Source organism: Streptomyces sp. ActVer (assembly GCF_027270795.1).
Lineage (GTDB): Bacteria > Actinomycetota > Actinomycetes > Streptomycetales > Streptomycetaceae > Streptomyces > Streptomyces umbrinus_A.
In genome coordinates this window covers 1-5,786 of the sequence record NZ_JAPWHT010000567.1, presented here as the reverse complement: position 1 = coordinate 5,786, position 5,786 = coordinate 1, and the positions used below count along the sequence as shown (strand labels likewise).

6 protein-coding genes and 2 pseudogenes are annotated in these 5,786 nt (G+C 69.4%); 5 read left to right on the top strand and 3 right to left on the bottom strand.

The window, feature by feature from the left end; translation table 11 throughout:
- From O3Q52_RS47595 to O3Q52_RS47585, 3 genes and pseudogenes are all read right to left on the bottom strand, one after another.
- Nucleotides 1-303: pseudogene (locus O3Q52_RS47595) on the bottom strand (hypothetical protein); the annotation flags it as partial.
- Nucleotides 300-950, bottom strand: a complete 651-nt coding sequence (locus O3Q52_RS47590; protein WP_266586608.1) for a DUF4913 domain-containing protein — start codon at nt 948-950, stop codon at nt 300-302. The pseudogene O3Q52_RS47595 and the gene O3Q52_RS47590, both read right to left, overlap by 4 nt.
- 169 nt (nt 951-1,119) lie before the next feature.
- Complete coding sequence (locus O3Q52_RS47585) at nt 1,120-1,875, bottom strand: site-specific DNA-methyltransferase (protein ID WP_054243551.1); 756 nt, start codon at nt 1,873-1,875, stop codon at nt 1,120-1,122.
- A 527-nt stretch (nt 1,876-2,402) separates the two neighbouring features.
- Between O3Q52_RS47585 and O3Q52_RS47580 the strand changes: the two genes are divergently transcribed.
- The 5 genes and pseudogenes from O3Q52_RS47580 to O3Q52_RS47560 form a co-directional block, all read left to right on the top strand.
- Complete coding sequence (locus O3Q52_RS47580) at nt 2,403-3,518, top strand: C40 family peptidase (RefSeq protein WP_269654696.1); 1,116 nt, start codon at nt 2,403-2,405, stop codon at nt 3,516-3,518.
- A gap of 142 nt (nt 3,519-3,660) precedes the next feature.
- Entirely contained in the window at nt 3,661-4,026 is a 366-nt protein-coding gene (locus tag O3Q52_RS47575) for a hypothetical protein (protein WP_266586604.1), read from the top strand.
- 254 nt (nt 4,027-4,280) lie between these two features.
- Complete coding sequence (locus tag O3Q52_RS47570; protein ID WP_033530972.1) at nt 4,281-4,589, top strand: DUF6112 family protein; 309 nt, start codon at nt 4,281-4,283, stop codon at nt 4,587-4,589.
- On the top strand, nt 4,589-5,275 hold the full coding sequence (locus O3Q52_RS47565; protein ID WP_266586600.1) for a hypothetical protein: 687 nt from the start codon (nt 4,589-4,591) through the stop codon (nt 5,273-5,275). Before O3Q52_RS47570 ends, O3Q52_RS47565 begins: the two co-directional genes overlap by 1 nt.
- 39 nt (nt 5,276-5,314) lie before the next feature.
- Nucleotides 5,315-5,713: pseudogene (locus O3Q52_RS47560) on the top strand (ATP-binding protein); the annotation flags it as partial.
- Nucleotides 5,714-5,786: the final 73 nt, after the last annotated feature.

Below are 5,786 nucleotides of genomic sequence, written 5' to 3'. Positions count from 1 at the left end.
GTCGTACACGTCGTGCGCCTCCCGCGGGCGTACGGCCACGACGTGGATCTCGGTGGTGTGCGTGGAGTTCGCGGGCGCCGGCCGCTGGGCGTAGACGATGCGCCACGCGTTGCGGTGATCGACGTAGACCTTGCGGCATCCGGCGAGATCGCGGGTGAGTTTGGCGCCGAACAGGCGGGCGTTGACGACGTCCTGGAGCTGGGCGAGCGCCAGGTCGCGGATGTCTGCGGGGGCCTGGAGAAGGTCGTTCAGGGCCCGCGGGTCGAAGGAGAGACCGAAGGCGAGCCGGTCGTGGCCGCTCATCCGGCCCCCTGGCCGGGTGCGCCGTTCTCGTCGGACTCTGCGGTTTCGGCGGTGGTCCGGCTCGAGGGCGGCGGTCCGGGCAGCAGGCGGTGGGCGGGGCGGTCCGGATCGGTCATGCACGCGGACAGCGGCCCGCCGGCAGCCCGGACGGTGGCCATGGCGTGGGTGAGGAAGTCCCGGTGCCAGACGAACAGGCCGGACAGACCGGCCTCGGGATCCTTGTGCTGCTGGTAGGCCAGCCACAGGGCGTGGAGCCAGGCGACGACGTCGGCGTGTTCCTGCCACTGCTCGCACCACGGGGCGGCGGTGGTGACCTCCGCCCCGTAGACCCGGACGAGGAAGTCATCCACCCAGTCCGACAGCGCGTCGAGCTCGTCTTCGTACTCCTCGCCCTCCAGCTCCAGGATCGGGCGGGGCTCCGGCAAGGAGCTCTGCGGCGCCAGGCCCGCGAACCCTGGCATGCCGAAGGCGCCGAACGGTGAGTCCGTGGGCGGCGGTGCGGAGGCGAGGCTGTCGAGCTGGCGGGCCTGCTCGGCAGACTGGTCCAGCAGTTTGCGGACGCTCGCCTCAATGCTCTCCAGATCGGACTCCGGCAGCCGGACCGGTTCCGGCTCCCCGCCCTCCGGGGGGACTATGGATTCAGGCACGAAAAGGGGCCTCCTTGAGCCGCAGCCAGTGGGCGTGAATTCCGGCTCAAACCATCCGGAGAATCCCCGGTTTCGGTAACCGGGACTTTGCTGCTATAACGCCCAGCGCGGCACGGCCATGGCATGACGGGCCACGCACCACAGGCCGTACCACGCTGCACAACAGGGCTCAGGACGTGAGGGTCAAGTCGTCCTGGGACAAAGTCTGTTGCAGCGTTTCAGTGAGCCGGTCGGCTGCTATCGCGGCATAGTGCTTGGTCTTCTCGACGCCGATGAAATCGCGGCCCTCCAGCAGGGCCGCGACTCCCGTCGAGCCGGATCCGCAGGTGAAGTCGAGCACCGTGCCGCCGGGCGGGGAGATCTGCACCAGCTCCCGCATGACGGAGACGGGCTTCTGCGTGATGTGCTGGCGACTCTTGCCCGACGGCTGCGAGGCGCTGTACAAGCCGGGCAGGTAGACCGGGTTCCTGGAGGCGTCGATCGGTCCGTTGCTGGCCCAGACGACGAATTCGCAGTTCTGGGTGAAACGTCCCTTCTGAGGGCGGGCCTGCGGCTTGTGCCAGGCGAGCACGCCACGCCAGAGCCAGCCGGCGGCCTGGATGGCATCCGTGGTGATCGGCAGCTGCCGCCAGTCGGTGAACAGCAGCGCCGTGCCGCCGACCTTGGTGAGCCGGTGTGCCTCGGTCATGATCTGGGTCAGCCAGAAGCCGTACGACCGCTGATCCATGTTCTCGCCGGTGAAGTCCGGCAGTTCGTGACCTGCGTCGGCAGAGGTGTACTTCTGCTTCGCGCTGCGGGAGGTGCGCTCCTTGGCCGTTCGCCCGCCGCTGTTGTACGGCGGGTCGGTGATGACGGAGTCGACGCAGTCGTCCGGCAGTTCGGCGAGGACGCCGAGCGCGTCGCCCTGGTGCAGGGAAAAAGGCAAAGAGATACCCCAATTCGGGTCGGGTGAGGTGAGGGAGAGACGCTCCGGCCCGCCTGGATAACCCGCGGGACCGCATGCAGGCAGGAAGGCACTGCGGGCCACGCAGCGGCGGGGGCGAGGGGAGGAGACAAAACTGTAGGGCACGATCCCCGGTTGAGCGCTATCGCCGCCGAAAACCCCGAAATAGAGCCTTGATCAGAGACGATTTCGGCAACCGGGGATCCGCCCTTAGTGTTTTGGAACTGCCCGGCGGACCACGCCGATGGCGCATCCCCGCCCCTGCCTTCGTGGAGGTATCCCCATGTCCTGGCACACCTGACCCGACGCCTCTGCACCAGCGCGAGCGGCAACTCGCCCACGTGCACCTGGGCCCCCGATTTACCCACCACCCCGGCCGTCGCGCCCTTTCCTCAACGACGCACGCGCCGCCGGGACTTCACCAAGGACCTCGCTGTGACATCGCACTACCCTCCCCTGCCCGCGCACCGGTCTCCGGCCCATGACGGCCGCCCGGGAGGCGTCCCCGATTGAAGGGCGTGGCCGCCGGCATCGGCGTCTTCGTCCTCTCTCCTCTCCTCCTCGCCGGCACGGCCATGCTGATGGCCACCAGCAGCGAGGCCGCCCAGACCACCTACTCGTCCTTCAGCTGCGTGGGCGACGTCGACACCGACACGGTCGTCGAGCAGGTCACCAAGATCCTCAACGGTGCGACCGCCAAGGCCGTGCACGTCGAGGGCCTGTCCCTGCCCGAGGAACAGATCCCCAACGCCCGCACGATCGTGGCCACCGGGCTCGGCCTCCACGTGCCGAAGAAGGGCCAGATCATCGCGCTCGCCACCGCGATGCAGGAATCCCGGCTGCGCAACCTGAACGCTGGCGACCGCGACTCGCTGGGTCTGTTCCAGCAACGGCCGAGCCAGGGATGGGGCACCGCTACGGAGATCCACGACCCCGTCTACGCGAGCGAGCAGTTCTACAAGCACCTGCTCGCGGTGGACGGTTGGCAGCAACTGACCGTCGCCCAGGCCGCGCAGAAGGTCCAGCGCTCCGGCTACCCCGACGCCTATGCCGACTGGGAGGAGCTGGCGACCGCCCTGCACAAGGCGATCGCCGCGACGCTCCCCGACGCCGACCATGACACCAGCGAGACGAACACCACCTCCAGTACCGCGCCCTGTGCGGCGGCCAAGGACGGCTCCGGGTACGGCAGCATCCCGGAAGGGTCGGTACCGAAGGGCTACTCGATTCCGAAGGACGCCGATCCGAAGGCGCGCGAGGCGATCGCCTGGGCGATGGCGCAGCTCGGCACGATGTACCAGTGGGGCGGCACCTGCACGGCGCCGCACGGCCCCGACCCGATGGGCCGCTGCGACTGCAGCTCGCTGACCCAGCAGGCGTACAAGCACGTCGGCATCCAGCTCACCCGCACCACGTATACGCAGGTCAACGAGGGCAAGGCCGTGTCCCCCAAGGCGCTCAAGCCCGGTGACCTGATCTTCTCCCGCGGCAGCGCCGCCCGCCCCGAGCACGTCGGCATGTACCTCGGCTCGGGACTCGCGATCGAGGCCCCCCGTACCGGAAAGCCTGTGCGGATCACGCCGCTCGCGGACTGGGACATCCTCGCCGCCCGCCGCGTCATCTGACCCCCGGTCGGGGCGCGGCAGCCCCGGCCCACCGCCCCTGACCGGGATACCCCCTGGGCCTCTTCCGCACTCACCTCGGACGGGCCCCGCAGGACCCGCCGTCCTGCCCACCCTCATTCCCCTGACATCACGGAGCACCTACTTGATAACCCGCCACAGCACCCAGCGCGCCCTCGCGGCAGCTTCCCTGGGCCTGGCCGTCGCCGCCGGCGGCCTGGCCACCGCCAGCACGGCACAGGCGTACGACACCGGCACCACCACGATCAGCTGCAGTGCGGTCAAGATCCGCAAGGCCCCGTCGAAGTCGTCCACCGTCGTGGGCATCGGCTACCGGCACGACAAGGTCGTCTACGACCAGTGGGCCTACAAGAAGGCCGAGAAGACCTGGTACACCCGCGGCACCGTGACCCGGAAGTCCGACGGCAAGAAGATCCGCGGCTACATGATCTACAACTGCGCGAACCCGTACAAGACCAACCCGGCACCGAAGCCGTCGATCCCGAAGTAGCGCACCCCGGAAGCCGGTTCGGAGCCTGAGCCGAAGCGCCATCGACAGCAGCCCCGGCCCGGCCTGTGGCCTCGTCCACCCTCGGCGCGAAACCTGCGTGACCTCGTGCACGCCACACCGCCCCAACGCGGGCGCCGACCGGGCCAGCCGTCTCCCGCACCGCTGCCGGCCTTCCTTCTCGAGGCAGTTGCCTCGCCCTCTCGCCCTTTCTGTGATTCCCGCGCGCCGGGCTTCGGCGTGCCCAAGGAGCCTCATTGCACCTGCTCGAAACCGTGCAGTATCTGGCCTACGACCCCGGCATCACGCCCTCGGGCGGTGGCCTGCCCGGCCTCGCCGTGCTCAAGAACGTCGTCAACTCGATCAACCTGTTCGCGATCGTCGCCGTTGTCGGCGCGCTCGCCGTCTCCCTCGGCGTGTGGGCGTGGGGCCACCACACCGGCGGCCACCAGGCCGAGGCCAACGGCAAGAAGGGCGCGGTGGTCGCGGCGGGCGCCGCCCTTGGTCTCGGCGCCGCGAACGGGGTCGTGGCGTTCTTCTCCGCCCTGGGGTCGCAGGTCCACTGATGCCGAAACGATTCCCCTCCCTGTCCGGCTACGGCCTCGGCTGGTCGACCCGCCAGCGCATCACGGTCCTCGCGACCGGCCTCGCCGTCCTGCTGGCCCTCGCCGTCGTCGTCGCCCTGCTCACCGGCCGCACCACAGCCGGCGACAGCCAGGCCGCCGCTCCGTCCTCCGGGCCGAGCAGCAGAACCTCCGCGTCCGCCGGCCCGGCGGCGCCGGCCGGGGCCGGTTCGGTGGCCAAGCCCCCGCAGCTGGCGGACCCGGTCGCCTTCGCCAAGGCCGCCGCGGCAACGCTGTGGTCGTACGACACCCGCACCACCAGCCGTGACCAGCAGCTCGCCGGAATGAGGGCGTGGCTGACGTCGGAGACGAAGTACGCCGACTGGTCCTCGATCGCCACACAGGTGCCGGAACCGGTGCTGTGGTCGCGGATGGCCGACCAGGACCAGTACGCCACCGCCACCGTCACGGAGGCCCACTACCCCTCGGCGTTCAAGCAGGCCCTGGCGGACGATCCGTCGGCGATCACCGAGGCGTACATCTACGCCGTCACCGTCACCGGCAAGCAGCAGATCGCCTGGAAGAAGGGCGGGGCCGGCGCCGAGGACCGCTCCATCACCCTCGCCGTGCAGTGCCGCCCCAACGCGAACTGCTCGCTGGTCTCCATCGCCCCCCGCGTCGTGCCCTGACCTGCCCCCAGCCCACCTGAGAAAGGAGGGGATTCCCCCTTGGGCTTCTGCGACCTCCCTCTCGCGGACAAACTCTGCGCCGTCGGTGACGCCGTGGATTTCGCCTCCGACCCGGGCACGGCCATCGGCAACTGGATGGCCAAGAGCGCGGGCGAACTCGCCGCGGCCGCAGCTGACTTGGCCGCCGAGGCGGTCAACACCACCACCAAGGTCGACTTGAACGCCGGGTGGTTCCGAGACAACTACGAGATGATCCTGCCGATCGGCCTGATCGTCCTCGTCGCCACGTTCTGCGCCCAGCTCGTGCGCGCCGCGATCCGCCGCGACGGCCAGGCGCTCACCCAGGCATTCACCGGCACCGCCACCGGCGTGCTGTTCGCGTTCACCGCGATCGCCTTCACCACCGTCGCCATCGAAGTCGTCAACGCATTGAGTGAACCGCCCCGGGTTCGGTAGAGATCTCAGATTGTGGTTGTGACCTGGGGTTTCGTGGATTCCATGTAGTGGTTGG